The 19,439-nt window shown below is 71.7% G+C and carries 19 protein-coding genes; 17 read left to right on the top strand and 2 right to left on the bottom strand.

All coding sequences use genetic code 11. The features are described from left to right. Positions 1-153 precede the first annotated feature (153 nt). From NBM05_RS08025 to NBM05_RS08085, 13 genes are all read left to right on the top strand, one after another. Entirely contained in the window at positions 154-2,082 is a 1,929-nt protein-coding gene (locus NBM05_RS08025) for a glycosyltransferase family 2 protein (protein WP_254166398.1), read from the top strand. Continuing rightward, positions 2,079-3,956: a polysaccharide biosynthesis protein gene (locus tag NBM05_RS08030; protein WP_254166399.1), complete on the top strand. Its 1,878-nt coding sequence runs from the start codon at positions 2,079-2,081 to the stop codon at positions 3,954-3,956. The genes NBM05_RS08025 and NBM05_RS08030 overlap by 4 nt, the downstream gene beginning before the upstream one ends. Further along, the gene (locus tag NBM05_RS08035; protein WP_254166401.1) at positions 3,953-4,981 is read left to right on the top strand and encodes an MraY family glycosyltransferase; all 1,029 of its coding nucleotides are present in this window, start codon (positions 3,953-3,955) and stop codon (positions 4,979-4,981) included. Before NBM05_RS08030 ends, NBM05_RS08035 begins: the two co-directional genes overlap by 4 nt. Further along, positions 4,978-5,478 carry a hypothetical protein gene (locus NBM05_RS08040; protein WP_254166403.1) on the top strand — a complete coding sequence of 167 codons (501 nt, stop codon included), beginning with the start codon at positions 4,978-4,980 and terminating at the stop codon, positions 5,476-5,478. Before NBM05_RS08035 ends, NBM05_RS08040 begins: the two co-directional genes overlap by 4 nt. 4 nt (positions 5,479-5,482) lie before the next feature. Continuing rightward, positions 5,483-5,788, top strand: coding sequence for an AtpZ/AtpI family protein (locus tag NBM05_RS08045; RefSeq protein ID WP_254166405.1), 306 nt, complete (start codon positions 5,483-5,485; stop codon positions 5,786-5,788). Between the two features lie 111 nt (positions 5,789-5,899). Continuing rightward, positions 5,900-6,688, top strand: a complete 789-nt coding sequence (atpB, locus tag NBM05_RS08050) for a F0F1 ATP synthase subunit A (RefSeq protein ID WP_254166407.1) — start codon at positions 5,900-5,902, stop codon at positions 6,686-6,688. A 118-nt stretch (positions 6,689-6,806) separates the two neighbouring features. Next, complete coding sequence (gene atpE / locus NBM05_RS08055) at positions 6,807-7,013, top strand: ATP synthase F0 subunit C (protein ID WP_254166409.1); 207 nt, start codon at positions 6,807-6,809, stop codon at positions 7,011-7,013. Between the two features lie 64 nt (positions 7,014-7,077). Then, positions 7,078-7,617 (top strand): F0F1 ATP synthase subunit B, encoded by a 540-nt coding sequence (locus NBM05_RS08060; protein WP_254166411.1) that lies wholly within the window; start codon positions 7,078-7,080, stop codon positions 7,615-7,617. Next, complete coding sequence (locus NBM05_RS08065; RefSeq protein WP_254166413.1) at positions 7,617-8,435, top strand: F0F1 ATP synthase subunit delta; 819 nt, start codon at positions 7,617-7,619, stop codon at positions 8,433-8,435. The genes NBM05_RS08060 and NBM05_RS08065 overlap by 1 nt, the downstream gene beginning before the upstream one ends. Before the next feature lie 143 nt (positions 8,436-8,578). Continuing rightward, a complete protein-coding gene (atpA, locus tag NBM05_RS08070) occupies positions 8,579-10,207 on the top strand; it encodes a F0F1 ATP synthase subunit alpha (protein ID WP_254166415.1) in 1,629 nt (542 codons plus the stop codon). Between the two features lie 64 nt (positions 10,208-10,271). Beyond that, positions 10,272-11,198 carry a F0F1 ATP synthase subunit gamma gene (locus NBM05_RS08075; protein ID WP_254166417.1) on the top strand — a complete coding sequence of 309 codons (927 nt, stop codon included), beginning with the start codon at positions 10,272-10,274 and terminating at the stop codon, positions 11,196-11,198. Positions 11,199-11,239: 41 nt separating this feature from the next. Continuing rightward, positions 11,240-12,703 (top strand): F0F1 ATP synthase subunit beta, encoded by a 1,464-nt coding sequence (gene atpD / locus NBM05_RS08080; protein ID WP_254166418.1) that lies wholly within the window; start codon positions 11,240-11,242, stop codon positions 12,701-12,703. Between the two features lie 2 nt (positions 12,704-12,705). Continuing rightward, positions 12,706-12,966 (top strand): F0F1 ATP synthase subunit epsilon, encoded by a 261-nt coding sequence (locus tag NBM05_RS08085; RefSeq protein ID WP_254166419.1) that lies wholly within the window; start codon positions 12,706-12,708, stop codon positions 12,964-12,966. Between the two features lie 178 nt (positions 12,967-13,144). Here NBM05_RS08085 and nucS read toward each other — a convergent pair whose 3' ends face one another. Next, complete coding sequence (nucS, locus tag NBM05_RS08090) at positions 13,145-13,834, bottom strand: endonuclease NucS (RefSeq protein WP_254166421.1); 690 nt, start codon at positions 13,832-13,834, stop codon at positions 13,145-13,147. 48 nt (positions 13,835-13,882) lie between these two features. Here nucS and NBM05_RS08095 point away from each other — a divergent pair, with 48 nt between their 5' ends. After that, the gene (locus NBM05_RS08095) at positions 13,883-14,218 is read left to right on the top strand and encodes an Rv1322 family protein (RefSeq protein ID WP_254166423.1); all 336 of its coding nucleotides are present in this window, start codon (positions 13,883-13,885) and stop codon (positions 14,216-14,218) included. A 45-nt stretch (positions 14,219-14,263) separates the two neighbouring features. Here the strand turns inward: NBM05_RS08095 and NBM05_RS08100 are convergent, their stop codons facing one another. Beyond that, complete coding sequence (locus NBM05_RS08100) at positions 14,264-15,382, bottom strand: AI-2E family transporter (protein WP_254166424.1); 1,119 nt, start codon at positions 15,380-15,382, stop codon at positions 14,264-14,266. A gap of 397 nt (positions 15,383-15,779) precedes the next feature. Here NBM05_RS08100 and NBM05_RS08105 point away from each other — a divergent pair, with 397 nt between their 5' ends. The 3 genes from NBM05_RS08105 to NBM05_RS08120 all read left to right on the top strand — a co-directional run bounded on the left by NBM05_RS08105 (position 15,780) and on the right by NBM05_RS08120 (position 19,398). Then, a complete protein-coding gene (locus NBM05_RS08105; RefSeq protein ID WP_254166425.1) occupies positions 15,780-16,754 on the top strand; it encodes a co-chaperone YbbN in 975 nt (324 codons plus the stop codon). Positions 16,755-17,095: 341 nt separating this feature from the next. After that, a complete protein-coding gene (locus NBM05_RS08115) occupies positions 17,096-17,839 on the top strand; it encodes an ABC transporter ATP-binding protein (protein WP_254166439.1) in 744 nt (247 codons plus the stop codon). Then, positions 17,821-19,398: a transporter gene (locus tag NBM05_RS08120; protein ID WP_254166426.1), complete on the top strand. Its 1,578-nt coding sequence runs from the start codon at positions 17,821-17,823 to the stop codon at positions 19,396-19,398. Before NBM05_RS08115 ends, NBM05_RS08120 begins: the two co-directional genes overlap by 19 nt. Positions 19,399-19,439 lie beyond the last annotated feature (41 nt).

The raw sequence follows: 19,439 nt of genomic DNA on the forward strand, positions 1-19,439 counted from the left end.
CCCAGGTGCCTCGCGCTAGACTGTCCTATGCCGTTCGCGGGGGCGTCGACGGACGCCCCTCGCTACCACCTTACTGATGAGATCACGCGATGCCGCCGCAGGACCCGCGCCGGGCGCGCGCGACGGCGCATCGACGTGATGGGAGAGGAATTCGTGCGATCCAACCGCGCCAGTGACCGCGGCGCGCAGCCGCGGCCCCGAGTGGTGGCCGTCGTGGTGACCTACAACCGGCTGGGCCTGCTCGAGAAGACCCTGAGCGGCATCGCCTCCGGCTCCTCCGTCCCGGAGCGCGTGGTGCTGGTGGACAACGCCTCGACGGACGGCACCGCCGCGTTCCTCCGCGACCTGGACTACCCGCTCCCGCTCGACGTCGTGCGCCTGGGGGAGAACCTGGGCGGCGCCGGCGGATTCACCGCCGGGATCGACCGCGCCCTGCACGCCCACGGGGCGGACCTCGTGTGGGTCATGGACGACGACACCGAGCCGCTCGAGCAGACCCTCGAGGCCTCGCTCGCGGCGTGGGAGGGCTACGCCGCGGACCCGGCCGATCGCCCCGCCTTCGTCGCGAGCCGCGTGGTCTGGAGCGACGGCCGCGAGCACCCCATGAACTCGATGATCGAGCGGATCGGCGCCGGGTCCCGGCGTCGGCGGCTGGCGGCGGCCGTGGGCGCCCGGAGCGTCCGCAGCGGCTCCTTCGTGTCCCTGCTGATGGACGGCGCCGCGATGCGCCGGGCCGGCCTGCCGCACGCCGACTACTTCATCTGGAACGACGACTTCGAGTACTCGACCCGGCTGGCGCGCCACGCGGACGCCCTCGAGGTGCCCGGCTCGGTCGTCGCGCACCACACCAAGACCTTCGGCACCACCGACGCGGCCCCCGGCCCCCGCTTCTACTACGACGTGCGCAACAAGCTGTGGGTCTTCACCCGCAGCCGCTCGCTGGCCCCGTGGGAGAAGGTGCTCTACGGCGGGGCCACGGCCCGGCTCTGGTGGCGCACCGTGCGCCGCAACGGCCTCACGCCCCAGCTGCGGGACTGCCTGCTGCGCGGCGTGCGAGACGCGCTGCGCCCTCCCCGGCCCAACGACGTCGTCCTGGCCGGCTCCTACGACCTCGCCGCCCACGGCGTGCCCGGCGAGGTCCCCGCGGGCGGTGCGGCCGCTGACGCCGGCGAGCCCCCCGCCTTCAGCCTCCTGATGCCCGTCTACTCCCGCGACCGCCCCGGGCAGCTCCGGGCGGCGCTGGCCTCGAGCACGTGGGAGCAGACCCTGCCCCCGGCCGAGGCCGTGCTGGTCCTGGACGGCCCCGTCGGCCCCGAGCTCGACGCCGAGATCGCCTCCCTCGAGGACGAGGCGGCCGGGAGGGGCCTGCCGCTGACCGTCCTGCGCCTGCCCGAGCACCGCGGCCTGCCCGCGGCCCTGAACGCCGGCCTCGAGCGCTGCACCCTGCCGATCGTCGCCCGCGCCGACGCCGACGACGTCTCCCTCCCGTCCCGCTTCGCCCGCCAGATCCCCCTGGTCGCGGACGGCTTCCTCGACGTCCTGGGCTCCGCGATGTACGAGGCGGGCGAGGACCTGGGCACCGTCCAGGCCGTGCGCCGCGTCGAGACCGAGCCGGCCCGGATCCGCAGCATCGCCCGCGGCCGGAACCCCCTGTGCCACCCCAGCGTGGTCTTCCGCGCCGACGCCGTGCGCGAGGTCGGGGGCTACCAGGAGGTCCCGGGCGCCGAGGACTACGACCTCTGGATCCGCATGATGCGCGCGGGCCACCGCATCGGCAACATCGCCGAGCCGCTGGTGATCTACCGCGCCGGGAGCGGGGCCTGGCGCCGCCGCGGCGGCCTGGGCGCGCTGCGCCGCGAGCTGAGCCTCCAGCGGCACCTGCGCGAGACCGGCTTCGTCTCCCGCCCCCGCTGGGCGCGCAACGTCCTCGTGCGGGGGCTGTACCGCCTCGTGCCGACCGCGGGGCGGATCGAGGCCTACCGCCGTCTCGTGGGCTCGCGCGGGGCCGGAGCCGCGGGACCCGGCGTCCCGGAGCCCCCGGGCCCGGGCCGCGCATCGGGGGCGGGGGAGGACCGCGCATGAGCGGGCGCACGCACGCGGCCCCCGCGGCCGCCAACGGATACGCCCGCCCGCGCGCCTGGCTCTGGACCCAGATGCTGCTCGACTCCAGCTCCTGGGTCGTGGCGCTGCTCCTCAGCCTGTTCCTGCGCTACGAGATGGACTTCGGCCTCGTGCACGTCTCGGGCATGGTCACGGTCTGCCTGGTCGCGATCGCCGCCCAGCTGACCATCGGCGGGCTCTTCGCCCTCTACCGGGGCAGGTACAGCTTCGGCAGCTTCGACGAGGCGAAGGCGCTGCTGCTGGTCACGGTCACGGTCACGCTGCTGGTGCAGATCGTGCTCCTGTTCGTGGGCGTGACCCTGCGGGTGCCGCGCTCCATCGGGCTCATCGCCTTCCCCTTCGCGCTGCTGTTCATGGCCGCCGCGCGCTACCTCAAGCGCATGTACGTCGAGTCCAAGTCCAAGCCGAGCGAGCACGCGCCCCACGCCGTGATCTACGGCGCCGGCTTCCTCGCCAACACCCTGATCGCGCAGATGCTGCAGGACAAGCAGTCCCCGTACCTGCCCGTCGCGCTCGTCGACGACGACCCCGCCAAGAAGCACCTGCGGATCAACTCGGTCCCCGTCTCGGGGAACATCTCGACCCTGCGGCAGGTCGTGCGGCGCAACGGCGCCAGCGTCGTCATCATCGCGATGGCCGACGTCGACCCCGCCCTGGTCGAGCGCATCAACGCCGAGCTCGAGGGCCTGGACGTGCGGATCCTGACGGCCCCGCCGCTCAAGGACCTCTTCGGCAACACCCAGGGCTCCTCGCTGGACCTGCGGGACGTCAGCCTCGAGGACATCGTGGGCCAGCGGGCCGTGGACATCAACGTCGAGGGCATCGCCCGGTACGTCACCGGCAAGCGGGTGCTGATCACGGGCGCCGGCGGGTCGATCGGCTCCGAGCTGTGCCGCCAGATCGACCACTTCGCCCCCTCCGAGCTCATCATGCTGGACCGGGACGAGTCGGCCGTGCAGGCGACCCAGCTCTCAATCACCGGCCGCGGCCTGCTGGACGGCCCGGACACCGTCCTGGCGGACATCCGGGACCCCGAGGCCATGCACGAGGTCTTCGCGACCCGCAAGCCGCAGGTCGTCTTCCACGCCGCCGCCCTCAAGCACGTCTCGCTGCTGGAGCAGTACCCCGACGAGGCGTGGAAGACCAACGTCCTCGGCACGCGCAACGTGCTGCGGGCCTCCGCCGAGGTCGACGTCGAGGTCTTCGTCAACATCTCCACGGACAAGGCCGCCAACCCGACCACGGTGCTCGGCCACTCCAAGCGCATGGCCGAGAAGATGACCGCGTGGATGGGGCACCACGCCTCGGGCCGGTACAACTCGGTGCGCTTCGGCAACGTCTTCGGCTCGCGCGGCTCGATGCTGCCGCTGTTCACCGAGCAGATCCGCCGCGGCGGCCCGGTGACGGTGACGCACCCCGAGGCCACGCGCTACTTCATGACCATCCCCGAGGCGTGCCAGCTGGTAATCCAGGCCGGAGCCATCGGCGATCCCGGCGAGGTGCTCATCCTGGACATGGGGCAGCCGGTGCGGATCTACGACATCGCCCAGCACCTGATCCGGATGAGCGGGCGCCACGACGTCGAGATCGAGATCACCGGCCTGCGGCCCGGCGAGAAGATCCACGAGGACCTGATCGGGGAGGGGGAGCGCGGCACCCACCGCGGCCACCCGCAGATCTCGCACACGCTCTCGCCCCAGCTGGACCCCGAGCACCTGGACCGGCGCGAGTGGAAGGCCCGGGGCGGCATGCCGCCCTCCCGAGAGCTGCCCCTGATCGTCCCGCCCCCCGAGGCCGACGCCGACGCCGACGAGGCCCGCGGGGGTGCAGCGTGAGCGCCGCGATGGACCCGATGACGGCCGCGCTGCCGGCCGCCGTCGCTCTCGTGCTGGGGCTGGCGCTGCCGGCGGCGGTGCTGCCGCTGCTGCGCCGCCTGGGGGTCGTGGACGTGCCGGGGGAGCGGTCCTCGCACGCGGTCCCCACGGTGCGCGGCATGGGGCTCGCGACGGCGGCCGCCTCGGTCCTCGCCGTCGCGACCGCCTTCGCGCTGTCGCTGATCCCCGTGGACCGCTCGATCCTGCTCACGGTCCTGCTCGGCATGCTCGCCTCCGGGGCCCTCGGCTGGATCGAGGACTACTCCGGGCTCGCGGTGCGCTGGCGCGCGCTGTGCCAGCTCCTCATCGGCCTCGCGGTCGCGGGGCTGCTGACGTTCTTCCTGGGCACCGCGCTGTGGTGGATCCCCGTGGGGGCCATCGCGATCGCGGCGTACATCAACGTCGTGAACTTCATGGACGGGCTGAACGGGATCTCCGGGCTCCACGGCGTCGTGGTCGGGGGCGCCTACGCCTACGCCGGCTGGGTCACGGACATGCCGTGGCTGACGGCGTGCGGGGCCGCGATCGGCGCGGCGTACCTCGCCTTCCTGCCGTGGAACCTGGGCGGCCGCAGGGTGTTCCTGGGGGACACCGGATCCTACTTCCTGGGCGGGGCGATCGCCTGCTGCGCGGTCGCGGCCTTCCTGTCCGACATCTACGTGGAGTACGTGCTCTCCCCGCTCATCATCTACCTGGCGGACACGGGCTTCACGCTGCTCAAGCGCATCTACCGCGGCGAGGCCTGGTACCGGCCGCACCGGCAGCACGTGTACCAGCGGCTGACCGACGCCGGCCTGGGGCACCTGGGCTCGGCGGCGGTGGTCACGCTGGCCTCGCTGGCGGTCACGGTGGTCTCCGTGCTGTCCCTGCCGTTCGAGAGCGGGGGCGTGGCCGGGATGGGCGCGCTCGTGCTGTGCATCGTGGTGCTCTACCTGCTCTCGCCCCGCCTGGTCGGGGCGATGACGCGGAAGGGGGCGGCCGCGTGAGGGCGCCGTTCTGGCTGCGCCGGGAGCGGCGGTCCGCCCGGCCCCTGCGCGACGTCAGCGCGGCCTCGAGCGGGAACCTGGTCGTCTGGCTGGCGCTGATCACGGCCCTGGGCGGGGTCCTGGGCGGCGCGCACGGGTCCTGGGCGGCCGCCCTGGGCGCCGGCGTCGTGCTCGGGTCCGCGCTGATCTCCTGGGGGCTCGTGCTCGTCCCCGCGCTGGGGCGGCGGCCCGACCCCGCGCCGGCGCTGCTGGTCGGGTACGTCGTCAAGGTCGCGCTCGGCGTCGTGCTGCTGATGATGCTGCCCGCTCCGGCGCAGGACGGCCGGGGCTGGCTGGTCGCGGGGGCCGTGGGCGGCGTCGTCGTGATGCTCGTCACCGAGGTCTGGGCCGTGAGTCGCCTCCGCATCCTGTATTTTGGAGGGGACGGACCTTCCGACGAGGGCAGCGCCCCGGAGGATCGCCCCACGCCACCCGACGCCGAGACCACGGGATCTTAGACGCATGGCCGCCACGCAGCACCCCAGCCCGGAGGGCAAGCGCCCCCGCCGGCCTCGCCGACCCCGCAAGGCGTCACAGCCCTCCAGCGGGGACCTGCGCAGCGCGGGGGACCTGGTGAACCAGGGGGGCCTGGCCGGAGCGGTGATGACACTGGTGTACATCGCGATCGGCCTGGGGTTCTGGAGTTTGGTAGGCTATGGCGTGGATCGTTTGCTGGGAACGCGATGGATCGTGTGGCTCGGCGCTGGCATAGGGGCCTTCGCCGGGTTCTACCTGGTGTATCTCCACATGCGGCAGCGGGACGAATAACCGGATCTCGGAAGAGTCTTCCCGCACGCACGGATACTGAACAATCCTGTTCGAGGCCAGGGCCCCAGCCCGCCTCGCGGACGCATTACAATCCTTTGGAAAGGACTTGCCTTGCTGGAAACCGGGCTCGTTGTCGCGGCCTACACGCCGCCCACGGTCGAGGACATGCACCTCCCACCCTTCTTCGAGATCGGCAGCTTCGCCTTCGGCAAGCAGATGCTCCTCGTCCTCATCTCGGTGCTGGTGGTGGCCGCGATCTTCATGGTCGCCGCGCGTCGTCGGGCCATGGTCCCGGGCCGGCTGCAGTTCGCCGGCGAGATGGGCTACGGCTTCATCCGCAACTCGCTGGCCAAGGACCTCATCGGCGTCCACGAGTTCAAGCCCTTCGTGCCCGTGCTGTTCACCTGCTTCTACTTCATCCTGGTGAACAACCTCTGGGGCTCGATCCCCTTCCTGCAGCTGCCGAGCTTCTCGCACGCCGGGTCCGCCTACTTCCTGGCCGCCTTCGCCTACGTCTTCTGGGTCGGCGTCGGGATCAAGCGCAAGGGCCTGGGCGGCTTCCTCAAAGCGATGACGATGCCCTCGGGCGTCCCGTGGTTCTTCTACATCATCCTCATCCCGATCGAGTTCTTCTCGAACCTCGTGGTCCGGCCCGTGACCCACGCGCTGCGTCTGTTCGCCACGATGTTCGCGGGGCACCTGGCCATCATGGTCGCCGCGAGTCTCACCGGCTTCCTGATCGCCGACCTCGGCGGGATCGGCTATGGCGTCTCGATCTTCTCCGGGATCTTCGGCATCTTCCTCTTCTTCCTCGAGCTGCTGATCCAGGTCATCCAGGCCTACGTCTTCACTCTCCTCTTCGCGGTGTACCTCCAGGGCGCCGTCGCTGAGGCCCACTAGTCTTCCGGGGCACCCCTGGAACGGGTCTGGCGCCGTCGCAGGCACTGAGACCCACGACCCCAGACACGCCGTCAGGCACCAACCGCCCTCCGGGGCAACACGAAAGGAAACACCCTTCATGGACATCTCCGGTTCGCTCTCCGCCATTGGTTACGGTCTCGCTGCCATCGGCGGCGGTATCGGCGTCGGCATCATCTTCGCCGCATACATGACCTCCGTGGCTCGCCAGCCCGAGGCCCAGCGCGTCCTGCAGCCCATGCTGTTCCTCGGCTTCGCCGTGGTCGAGGCGCTCGCCATCCTGGGTCTGGTTCTCGCCTTCATCTAGTAGCCTCTCGGCTACTCTCCCTAGACAGAACTAGAGAACAGGAATCTCCTTTATGTCCCATCTGATGGCAGCGGAAGAGGGCGCCAGCCCGCTCCTTCCCGATGGTTGGGAAATCCTGATCACCGCCCTCGGGTTCCTGATCCTGCTCTACCTCGTCGTCAAGTTCATCGCCCCGGCCTTCGAAAAGATCTATCAGGATCGCAAGGAGGCCATCGAGGGTGGTCTGGCGAAGGCCGAGAAGGCCCAGGCCGAGGCTGCTGCTGCTCGCGACGAGTACAAGCAGCAGCTGGAGTCCGCGCGCCTCGAGGCTCAGAAGATCCGCGAGGACGCACGGGGCGAGGGCGAGTCGATCCTGGCCGAGTTCAAGGAGCGCGCCACCGCCGAGGCGGCGCGCATCACTGAGAACGCCCAGAAGACCATCGACGCCGAGCGTTCGGCGGCCCTGGTCTCCCTGCGCACCGAGGTCGGCGCCCTGGCGACCGACCTGGCGGGCAAGATCGTCGGCGAGTCCCTCGACGACGACCAGCGCTCCCAGCGCGTGGTGGACCGCTTCCTGTCCGACCTCGAGGCATCCCAGCAGCGAAATGCAGGTGCTAGCAGGTAATGGCAGGAGTATCGACTGAATCCCGGCTCGCGCTGGCCGAGGCCTTCGAACAGCGGTTCGCGGCCGACGCCAGCACCACCACGAGCAACGAGCTGTTCGCCGTGGCGAACCTGCTGGACGGCAACGGCGCGCTGCGGCGCGGTCTGACGGACCCCTCCCGCGAGGCGGAGCAGCGGCGAGGAATCGCCGCCAGCGTCCTCGAGGGCAAGGTGTACCCGTCCGTGCGCGAGCTCGTGACCTTCGCGGCCGGCTCCCGCTGGTCCGCGGAGCGCGACCTGGCGGACGCGCTCGAGCACGTGGCGGTCCTCGCGGCCGCCGCCGCTGCCGAGCGCCGGGGCGGCGCCGAGGCCGTCACCGCGGTCCTCGAGGACCTCCTGCGCTTCGCGGGAGTCGTCGAGGCCGACGCCCGGCTGCAGAACGCCCTGACGGACCAGCGCGCCACGGCCGAGGCCAAGAAGCGCCTGACCGGCGAGGTCGTGTCCCTCCGCACCCCGGAGGGTCGGGAGCTCGTGAACCAGGCGGTGGAGCACCCGCGCGGTGCGCTGCCCGCGGCCCTGGCGGAGCGCTTCGCGGAGGTCCTCGTGGCCATCCAGCGTCGCTCGATCGCCAAGGTCACGGTGAGCGCCCCGCTCGACGACCAGCGTCGGGAGCGCCTCCAGCGGGCCCTCTCGTCCATCTACGGCAAGGACCTCGCCCTCGACCTCACCGTGGACCCCGAGATCATCGGGGGCATCAAGGTGCAGGTCGGCGACGACGTGATCGACGGGTCGGTCATGGCCCGGATCTCGGATCTCGGCCGCGCGATGACCGCATCGTAAGGACGCCCCGACCGACGGCGATTCAGTCAGATACAGCTGGATCACCCGTGAGGCCGCGAGGATCCACGGTGCGATCCACCCACACACGAACATCCGGCTCCCAGACAACCGGGGGCCACAACATAGGAGAGCAGGGACACAAGATGGCCGATTTGACCATCAACGCCGACGATGTCCGCAATGCGCTGACCGAGTTCGCGGCCTCGTACGAGCCGGGGGACACCCAGCGCGTCGAGGTCGGCCGCGTCAGCACGGCAGGCGACGGCATCGCCCGGGTCGAGGGTCTGCCCTCGGTCATGGCGAACGAGCTGCTGCGCTTCGAGGACGGCACCCTCGGCCTCGCGCAGAGCCTGGACACCCGCGACATCGGCGTCATCATCCTGGGTGACTTCACCGGCATCGAGGAGGGGCAGGAGGTCCACCGCACCGGTGAGGTCCTGTCCGTCCCGGTCGGCGACGCCTTCATGGGCCGCGTGGTCGACCCGCTGGGTCAGCCCATCGACGACCTCGGCCCCATCGAGTCCGAGGGCCGCCGCGCCCTGGAGCTCCAGGCTCCGGGCGTGACGATGCGCAAGTCGGTGCACGAGCCGCTGCAGACCGGGATGAAGGCCATCGACGCCATGATCCCGATCGGCCGCGGTCAGCGCCAGCTGATCATCGGCGACCGCCAGACCGGCAAGACCGCGATCGGCATCGACGCGATCCTGAACCAGCGCGAGAACTGGGAGTCGGGCGACGTCAACAAGCAGGTCCGCTGCATCTACGTGGCTGTCGGCCAGAAGGCCTCGACCATCGCCTCGGTGCGTCAGACCCTCGAGGAGAACGGCGCCCTGGAGTACACGACCATCGTGGCCTCCCCGGCGTCCGACGCCGCGGGCTTCAAGTACCTGGCGCCCTACGCCGGCTCGGCCATCGGCCAGCACTGGATGTACGGCGGCAAGCACGTCCTGATCATCTTCGACGACCTGTCGAAGCAGGCCGAGGCCTACCGCGCCGTGTCGCTGCTGCTGCGTCGTCCGCCGGGACGCGAGGCGTACCCCGGCGACGTGTTCTACCTGCACTCCCGCCTGCTGGAGCGCTGCGCCAAGCTCTCCGACGAGCTGGGCGCGGGCTCGATGACCGGCCTGCCGATCATCGAGACCAAGGCGAACGACGTCTCGGCGTTCATCCCGACCAACGTCATCTCCATCACCGACGGCCAGATCTTCCTGCAGTCGGACCTCTTCAACGCCAACCAGCGTCCCGCCGTGGACGTCGGCGTCTCGGTCTCCCGCGTGGGCGGCGCCGCCCAGCAGAAGTCCATGAAGAAGGTCTCCGGCACGCTGAAGCTCGAGCTGGCCCAGTACCGCTCGATGCAGGCCTTCGCGATGTTCGCGTCCGACCTGGACGAGACCTCCCGCCGCCAGCTGACCCGCGGTGCGCGCCTCACGGAGCTGCTGCGCCAGCCGCAGTACACCCCGTACCCGGTCGCGCACCAGGTGGTCTCCATCTGGGCCGGGACCAACGGGCACCTCGACGAGCTCGAGGTCTCGGACGTGCTGGACTTCGAGCAGCAGTTCATCGACCACCTGCGCCGCAACACCAGCGTCCTCACGGACCTGGAGGCGTCGGGCAAGCTCGAGGACGCCACGGTGGACGCGCTGAAGTCGGCGGTCGCCGAGGTCAAGCGCGACTTCCGGCCCAGCGGCGACGGCGAGGTGCGCCCCGGCAACGAGGAGCACGCCCCGGTCGAGGCCGCCGACGTCGCCCAGGAAGAGATCGTCACGCGATAAGACCTGACGGTGCGCGGCCCCCTCACCCGGGGGCCGCGCACCGGACGGGCTGAAAGGAAGCTCTATGGGAGCCCAGATCAGGGTCTACCGCCAGAAGATCAGGTCGACGTCGTCGATGAAGAAGATCTTCAAGGCGATGGAGATGATCGCGACCTCTCGCATCAACCGCGCCCGCAAGCGCTCGAACGCCGCCGGCCCCTACGCCAACGCGCTGACCCGCGCGGTCACCGCCGTGGCCTCGCAGACCTCGATCAGCCACCCGCTGATCAACCGCGGCGGCGAGTCCCGCCGCTCCGCGGTCCTCGTGGTCACCAGCGACCGCGGCCTGGCCGGGTCCTACTCGGCCAACGTGCTCAAGAAGGCCGAAGGCCTGATCGAGCGCCTGCGCCGGGAGGGCCGCGAGGTCGAGCTCTTCCTGGTCGGCCGCAAGGCCCAGCAGTACTTCGAGTTCCGCGAGCGGCCCTACACGCAGCTGTGGACCGGCAACACGGACAACCCGGACGTGGAGACGGCCACCAGCATCCGCGACGCGCTGCTGGAGCGGTTCGAGGTTCCCTACGAGCAGGGCGGGGTGGACGACATGCACGTCGTCTACACCGAGTTCCTCTCGATGGTCACCCAGGAGCCGAAGATCCTCCGCATGCTTCCCCTGCAGGTCGTCGAGGCCCGCGAGCTGGGCGAGGAGATCGTGCCCGGCGCCGAGCTGGAGTCCGCGGACTACGAGAACGAGGCGCTGTTCGAGTTCGAGCCCAGCGCCCAGGACGTGCTGGACGCGCTGCTGCCCCGGTACGTCGCGACCCGCATCTACGCCTGCCTGCTCCAGGCGGCCGCGAGCGAGCTGGCCTCCCGCCAGCGGGCCATGAAGTCCGCCGGCGACAACGCGGACGAGCTCGTCAAGAAGTACACCCGCCTGATGAACACCGCCCGTCAGGCGGAGATCACCCAGGAGCTCAGCGAGATCGTCGCAGGCGCGGATTCCCTCGCCTCCTAAACCCACCTGTACATTCACTTTCCAGCAAGAGGTAAGCGAAAATGACTGCCACCATCAACGACTCGGCCTCCGCGCCGGCTCAGGGCGGCGTCGGGCGGATCGCCCGCGTCATCGGCCCTGTGGTCGACGTCGAGTTCCCGGCGAACCAGATCCCCGACATCTACAACGCGCTGACCGCCGAGCTGACCCTCGGCAACCGCACGCAGAAGATCACCTTCGAGACCGCGCTGCACCTCGGTGACAACCTGGTCCGCGCGATCTCCCTCCAGCAGACCGACGGGCTCGTCCGCGGCACCCCGGTGGTCGACACCGGCGCCTCGATCTCGGTGCCCGTGGGCGACGCCGTGAAGGGCCACATCTTCAACGTCCTGGGCAACTCGCTCGACGTCGACGACTCGGAGATCAACGCCAGCGAGTTCTGGCCGATCCACCGCAAGGCGCCGAACTTCGCGCAGCTCGAGGGCTCGACCCAGATGCTGGAGACCGGCATCAAGGTCATCGACCTGCTGACCCCGTACATCTCGGGCGGCAAGATCGGCCTGTTCGGCGGCGCGGGCGTGGGCAAGACGGTGCTCATCCAGGAGATGATCACCCGCGTGGCCCGCAACTTCGGCGGCACCTCGGTGTTCGCCGGCGTCGGCGAGCGCACCCGCGAGGGCAACGACCTCTGGGTCGAGATGGAGGAGGCGGGGGTCCTCAAGGACACCGCCCTCGTGTTCGGCCAGATGGACGAGCCGCCTGGAACGCGTCTGCGCGTGGCGCTGTCCGCGCTGACGATGGCGGAGTACTTCCGCGACGTCCAGAATCAGGACGTGCTGCTGTTCATCGACAACATCTTCCGCTTCACCCAGGCGGGCTCCGAGGTCTCGACCCTGCTGGGCCGCATGCCCTCGGCCGTGGGCTACCAGCCCAACCTGGCCGACGAGATGGGCCTCCTGCAGGAGCGCATCACCTCGACCCGCGGTCACTCGATCACCTCGATGCAGGCGATCTACGTCCCCGCGGACGACTACACCGACCCGGCGCCGGCGACGACGTTCGCCCACCTGGACGCGACCACCGAGCTGTCCCGAGACATCGCCTCGCGCGGTCTCTACCCGGCCGTGGACCCGCTGTCCTCGACCTCCCGCATCCTGGACCCCCAGTACATCGGGCAGGCGCACTACGACACCGCCACCCGGGTCAAGGGGATCCTGCAGGAGAACAAGGAGCTCCAGGACATCATCGCGATCCTGGGCGTCGACGAGCTCTCCGAGGAGCAGAAGGTGGTCGTCTCGCGCGCCCGCCGGATCGAGCAGTTCCTCTCGCAGAACACCTACACCGCCAAGCAGTTCACCGGCGTCGAGGGCTCGACCGTGTCCATCAAGGACACCATCGAGGGCTTCACCGCGATCTGCGACGGCGACCTGGACCACATCCCCGAGCAGGCGTTCTTCAACGTCGGCGGGCTCGACGACGTCGAGAAGAAGTGGGCCGAGCTCAAGGAACAGGGCGGCGGTAACTAGTCATGGCCGTTCTGAACGTAGAGGTGGTCTCCCGCGAGAGCGTCGTCTGGCGCGGTCAGGCGAGCTACGTTCGCGCTCGCACCGCCGACGGCGAGATGGGCATCCTGCCCGGTCACGTGCCGACCATGGCGCTGCTGGCCGAGGAGGGCGAGCTCGTGATCGATCCCGTGGAGGGTGAGCGCATGTCCACGCGGCTGCAGGAGGGGTTCCTGACCGTCTCCAACGACCGCGTGACCATCGCGACCAAGACCGCCGAGATCTGATCCCGACGCCACGAGGAAGGGCCCGGAACGTGAGAACGTTCCGGGCCCTTCGCGTATCCGGGGGCGGGGCGCCCGACGCCGGGGGCGCGGCTCCCTCGTGGGGAGCGATCCATCGAGCGGATGCGGCGCCCCTCGGTGGCCGCTGGCGCGGAGGGCAGCGTCCGCGCGGGAGGCGGCCCTAGAAGAGCCGGCCGGCCGAGTCGTCGACGCCGCGCATCGCGTCGTAGTCGAGCGTGACGCAGTCGATGCCCCGGTCGACGGCCAGGACCCGCGCCTGCGGCCTGATCTGCTGGGCGGCGAAGATCCCGCGCACGGGAGCCAGCAGGGGGTCCCGGTTGAGCAGCTCCAGGTACCGGGTCAGCTGCTCGACGCCGTCGATGTCTCCGCGGCGCTTGAGCTCGACGGCGACCGTGTGCCCGGCCCCGTCGCGCGCGAGCAGGTCCACCGGCCCGATGGCCGTGGGGTACTCCCGGCGCACCAGGTTGTACCCGGGGCCCAGGACGTCCATCTGCTCCGCGAGCAGCCGCTGGAGATCCGCCTCGACGCCGTCCTTGATGAGGCCGGGGTCGACCCCGAGCTCGTGCTCGGAGTCGTGGTGCTTGGCGTGGACGCGCACGACGAGGCGGTCGTCGGTCTTCGCCGCTTGCACGGTCCAGACCTCCTCCACGTCGGGGTCCTCCTCCTCGGACGGGCCCACGTGGAGCCGGGCGGGCGGGGACATCCAGTTCAGCGGCTTGTAGGAGCCGCCGTCGGAATGGACCAGGACGGAGCCGTCGGCCTTCACCATGAGCAGCCTGACGGCGCGCGGAAGGTGGGCCTTGAGGCGGCCGACGTAGTCGACAGAGCATTCAGCTATCACGAGACGCACGGGCTCCACTGTACAAGCGCCGGCGACCCCTGTGCCACAATGAGCCCCATGGCACCCTCCCGATCCCGACGACCCGGCCGCAGCTCCCAGTCGGGGCACGGCAAGGCCGGCCCGAGCAAGTGGCAGCGCCAGGGCCCGGTCGGGGACATCTCCCGCATCCTCGACCCCGCGCCCCGCATCGAGCGCGACGCCGCGGGGGAGTGGCACGTGCGCCACGTCCCGGCCTCCGGGGCGCGGAAGGTCTACACCTGCCCCGGTTGCGGCCGCGGCATCCCCCCGGGGGTCGCGCACGTGGTGGTCTGGCGGACGGACGGGCTGTTCGGGGACCGGCGGGCGGTGGAGGAGCGCCGCCACTGGCACCTCAAGTGCTGGCAGGCGCGCTGAGGCGCGGGCCCGGGCAAGCGACGTCGGGCGCCCGCCCGGAGCGGCTCAGCTGCGGTCCTGCAGGGGGATGAGGATCTCCCGGAGCAGCAGCAGGCCCGAGGCCGCGACGGGGATCGCCACGATGGCCCCCAGCACGCCCCACAGGGCCCCGCCGCCCGCCACCGCGATCACGGCGACCGCCGCCGGCACGGCCACGGCCCGCTTCATGATGCGCGGCGAGACGAAGTACGCCTCGACCTGCAGGTAGGCGAAGTAGCAGGCGGCGTAGACGAGCGCCGTCTGCCACCCCTGCAGCAGCGCGATGAATGTGACCAGGATGCCGGCCACGACGCCGCCGATCAGGGGGACGAAGGCCAGCAGCGCGACGACGAAGGCGGTCAGCAGGGCGAACGGCACGCCTAGGATGCTCATGAGGATGAACGCGACGGTGGCGTTGAGCAGCGCGACGATGGCCTGGCCCATCACGTAGTTGCCCACCGAGCGGGTGATCTTCTCCGTCAGCTCCTCCACGCGCGGCCGCTTGGAGGTGGGCGCGAGCCGCACGCCCCAGGCCTTGATCGTGGGCAGCGAGGCGAGGAAGTACAGCGCCAGGAACATCACGATCAGGGTTCCGGTGATGACCTGGGCGATGGTCGAGCCGGCGTTGACCAGGCTGTTGAGGAAGCTGCCCACCACGTTGGAGTCGCTGAAAAGGTTGGAGAAGAAGTTCTCCGCCTCGGCGTCCACGCGGTCCCGGATGCCGAACTGCTGGTCCAGGCTGACCATGATGTCCGACTGCAGGAACCTGTCGAAGGTGTCCGGGAAGTTGTTGAGGAACTCCAGCGCCTGACGGGCGATGTTGGGGATCACCACCGTGGCCAGCAGCGTCGCCAGCCCCGCGAGCAGCAGCAGCACCGCCCCGACGCCGACCGGGCGCGGCAGGCCGCGGGACTCGATCCAGCGCACGAGCGGGTCGAGGCCCAGGGCGATGAACATGGCCCCGGTGATCCAGCCGCCCAGCGCCCCGACGTTGACCGCCACGTAGTAGAAGAGCAGCGCCAGGCCCACGCCCACGGTGACCATGAAGCCGGTGTAGATGGGGCGCTGGGTGATGGTGGGCCGCGCGGGGACGGAGGAGGCCCGGCCCGGCGCCTCACCGCCCGCGGCCGGGGGCACGTCGGGCACCTCCGAGGTCGCCTCGGCGGGCTCCGGCCGCGGGGCGGGGATGTCGAAGCGCGGGCGGGGCTGCGCCCGGGGGTCGTCGCGGCGGGGCGGGAGCCCGACGCCGCGTGCCGAGCCTCCGCAGGGCGTCGCGCAGGTCGGAGGCCGCCTCCCGGGTCCTTCGCCGCATCCGCCGTCCTCCGCCTCTCGTGCCGTTCCGTCGTGTCCGAGATTACCCCTCCGGAGGACGGCCGCGCGCCGGACCCGCGGGACGCGCCGGGTGCGCGGGAGGGGCGCGCTGTCAGCGGTCGGAGAAAAGCCGCGCGCGGGGCGGGCGCGGCCGGCCCGCTCTGCCAGGATGGAGGGGACGAGAGACGAGGGCGCCCGCGCCGGGCGCCCGCCGACGGAAAGGTGACGACCGATGACCGAGAACCCCCTGGGCGAGTCCCGCCCCCACGCGCCCGAGCAGGCCGAGGAGCTGCCCGCCTCCGTCCGCTCCGCGCCCGACCTGTCCCAGCGCGCCGGGACCTCCGCACCGGACGGGACCGCGTCCGACGGGACCGCGCCCGGCGCGGCCTCCTACCGCCGCGAGGTCACCACCGTGGAGGAGTTCCAGGAGGTCGCGCAGCTCTCCGCCCGAGGCCCCCTGGTCCTCGCCCTGTACAGCGGGTCCGACGCCGCGGCCGCCCGGGCGGTCTCGGAGCTCGAGGGTCTGATCGACGAGCTGTCGGGCCGCATCCTGCTGCTCGCGGCGGACATCGACGCCGTGCCCGAGCTCGCCCAGGCCTTCCAGGCCTCCAGCTCCCTCAGCGTGCTGGCCCTCCTGGGCGGCCGGCCCGCGCCCATGTACAACGCCCCCGTCCCGGCGGAGCAGATCAAGGACCTGCTGGCCCAGGTCGTGGACCTCGCGCAGCAGTCCCAGCTCACGGACACCTTCGAGCCGGTCGCGCGGGCGGGGGAGGGGGAGCCCGAGGAGAAGCCGCTGCCCCCGCTGCACCAGGAGGCCCTCGCGGCCCTCGACACCGGCGACTACGCGGCCGCCCGGGACGCCTACCGCCGCGCCCTGAACGAGCAGCCGGCGGACCGCGACGCCGCGGTGGGCCTGGCCCGGACGGGACTGCTGGAGCGCGTGCACGACGCCGACCTGGGGCAGGCCCGGGCGGCCGCCGCCGAGGCGCCCGACGACGTCGAGGCCCAGCTGCTCGTCGCGGACCTCGACGTCTCGGGCGGGCACGTCGAGGACGGCCTGAACCGGCTGATCGCGCTGATCGGCCGGAGCGCGCCCGAGGCCAAGAACCGGGTGCGGGAGCGCCTGCTGGAGCTGTTCGACGTCGTCGGCGCCGAGGATCCCCGGGTCACGGCGGCCCGCGGGCGGCTCATGCGCGTCCTCTTCTGATCCCCTCACCCCGTGGGACGAGGGCGGGCCGCCCTCCGGGACGAGGCGGGCCCTCGTCCGGGCCGCAATAGACCCGTAGGGTGATGCGGCCCGGGCGGGCGTGTGGTCTCCTGGGTGTATGACCAGTCACGATCGCTCACCCTCGCCCCACGATCAGCCGCCCCCGGGCCCCCGGCCCGGAGGCGACGACCCGGCCCGGCCCGCCCCGCCGCCTCACGACGCGGCGGCGGACTCCGGCCCGCCGGCCCCGGGATCCGACGCGCCGCGCGCCCTCGGCGGCGCCGCCCCGGCCCGCCCCGGACCGTCCGGGCGGACCGGCGCCGGTCACCGGCCGGGAGGCCATCGCCCTGCGCGGGCTCACCAAGACCTACGGTGAGAAGGCCGCCGTCCAGTCGATCGACCTGGACATCCCCGCGGGCTCGACCTACGGCCTGGTCGGCCGCAACGGCGCCGGCAAGACGACCACGCTGTCCATGGCCACGGGCCTGCTGCGCCCGACCGCCGGGGCCGCCGTCGTGCGCGGGATCGACGTCTGGGCCCGGCCGCGCGAGGCCAAGCAGGTCCTCGGCGTCCTGCCCGACGGCGTGCACCTCTTCGACCGCCTCACCGGCCGGCAGCTGATCACCTACGCGGGCCTGCTGCACGGCCTGGACCGCGAGACCGTGGCCGAGCGGACCGAGGACCTGCTGCGGGCGATGGACCTGCTCGACGCCGGCGGGAAGCCCGTCACCGACTACTCGGCGGGCATGCGCAAGAAGGTCGCGCTCGCCTCGGCGATGGTGCACTCGCCCAAGGTCCTGGTCCTGGACGAGCCCTTCGAGTCGGTGGACCCCGTCTCGGCCTCGAATATCCGGGACATCCTCGCCGGCTTCGCCCGGCACGGGGGCACCGTGGTCGTCTCCAGCCACGTCATGGACCTGGTGCAGCGGATGTGCGACCACGTCGCGATCATGGACTCGGGCCGCATCCTCGCGGCCGGCACCGTGGACGAGGTGCGCGGGGAGCGCAGCCTGGAGGAGACATTCGTCGAGCTCGTCGGCGGCCGGGTCGAGTCGGAGGGGATCACATGGTTGGGAACCTCCTGAAGCTGAAGCTGCTCCACCTCGGGGCGGCCTTCCGCCGCAGCGTCTGGGCCATCGTCGGCATGGCGATCGGCGCGCTGTACGGGCTGGGGCTGCTGGCCGGCGTCGTCGGCGCGTTCATCGCCTTGCACGGCGACGCCGAGCTGGCGCGGCTGATCGCCGTGTGCCTCGGCTCGCTGATCGCGGTGGCGTGGCTCGTCGTGCCGCTGGTCGCCTCGGGCGCCGACGCCACCCTGGACCCCGAGCTGCTGGCGCCCTATCCGCTGAGGCCTCGGCAGATCGCGGGGGCCCAGCTGGCGGGGTCGCTGATCGGCATCGTCGGCCCCCTCACGCTGCTGGCCCTGCTCGCGCCCGCCTTCGCGTGGGCGTCGCCGCTGGCGGTGATCGTCGGGCTCGTCTCCGCCCTGCTCGGGTACGCGCTCGTGGTGGTGTGCTCGCGGCTGGTCACGGCCCTGAGCATCGCGCTGAGGTCGCGGCGCTTCGTCACGGAGGCCATCGGCGCCGTGGTGTTCCTCGCCGCCATGATCGCGGCCCCGGTGATCGTGACGGTCGGCGAGGGGCTCGCCTCCGCGGGCGCGCTGCGGACGGTCGCGGAGGTCGCGGCCTGGACGCCGCTCGGGGTGGCCTGGTCCATCCCCGGGGACCTCGCGCTGGGCGCCGCCGGCCTGGCGGCCGCCCGGGCCGCGCTGCTTCTGGCCTACCTCGCGGCGGGACTGCTCGTGTGGGACCGGGTCGTGGCCCACCAGATCTCGCACGTCGGGCAGTCGGGCGGGTCCGCCCGCTCGACGCGCTCCGGCACGTCGGGCGTGGGCGCCCTCGGCCTGTTCCCCGCGACGCCGGCCGGCGCGGTGGCCGCGCGCACCTCGACCTACGTGCTCAAGGACCCGCGGATGAACCTGAACCTGGTCATGGTCCCCGCGCTCTTCGTGCTGTTCTACTTCTTCGCCCGGCTCAACGAGGGCGGATTCCAGCTGGGCCTGGTGGGGCCGATCTCCGCGGTCCTGCTCACCTGGGTCACCTGCTACGCGGTGTCCTACGACAACACCGCGTTCTCGCTGCACGTGACCGCGCCGCTGTCCGGGCGCGCGGACCGGTGGGGGCGGGTCGTGGGGTTCGGCGTCGTCATGGTGCCCCTGGTCGTCGCCGCCTCCGTGGTGTCGATGCTCCTCGCCGGGCGGGCCGCCGCGATCCCCGTGAACCTGGGGCTGTCCCTGGGGATCATCCTCACGGGCCTGGGGGTGGGGGCCGTCGCCTCGGTGCGCTACGCCTACCCCGTGCCCCCTCCCGGGGCGAGCCCGTGGAAGACCCAGCGCAACGGCGCCGGATTCGCCAACGCGCTGGCGCAGTTCGTGGGGATCCTCCTCATCGCGCTCCTGGCCTTCCCCGCCTGGGTCCCGGCGCTGGCGTACCTGATCACCGGGTCGCAGCTGGCCAACTGGCTCACGCTCGGGATCGGCGTCGCGGCCGGGTGCCTCGTCGTCTGGATCGGCGTGCGGCTCGGCGGCGTCTGGTACGAGCGGCGCGCCCCGGAGCTGTACCGCGACGTCGCGCGCTTCACCTGAGGCGTCCCGGCCCGGCGGCGCCCCGGCCGCTCCCGGCGGGT

The sequence above is a fragment of the Rothia santali genome, from assembly GCF_024199905.1.
In the GTDB taxonomy this organism is placed as follows: Bacteria; Actinomycetota; Actinomycetes; order Actinomycetales; family Micrococcaceae; genus Rothia; species Rothia santali.